The organism is Halalkalibacter lacteus (genome assembly GCF_036663595.1).
Lineage (GTDB): Bacteria > Bacillota > Bacilli > Bacillales > Bacillaceae_D > Halalkalibacter > Halalkalibacter lacteus.
In genome coordinates this window covers 1-270 of record NZ_JAWRVL010000229.1, presented here as the reverse complement: position 1 = coordinate 270, position 270 = coordinate 1, and the positions used below count along the sequence as shown (strand labels likewise).

The 270-nt window shown below is 61.1% G+C and carries 1 protein-coding gene; it reads left to right on the top strand.

The genetic code is table 11. The features are described from left to right. Positions 1–270 (top strand): PP-loop family protein (locus SAZ04_RS22190; RefSeq protein ID WP_332699776.1); only part of this gene is annotated, 270 nt, incomplete at both ends.

Here is a 270-nt window from a genome sequence, read left to right as displayed (position 1 = left end):
CTACGCGCGGTGCACGTGCACCACGGCCTGAGTTCTTTTGCCGATCGGTGGGTAGAGCACTGTCGCCAACAATGTGCCGCCTGGCAACTGCCATTGGTGGTGCAATATGTGCAGGTTGACGGCCGTCAGGACGGCATCGAAGCCGCGGCCCGGGCGGCGCGCTATTCCGCTTTTGCTGCCACGCTGGCCGTGGATGAAACCTTGCTCACCGCGCAACACCTTGACGATCAATGTGAAACCTTTCTTTTGGCGTTAAAGCGCGGCAGCGGC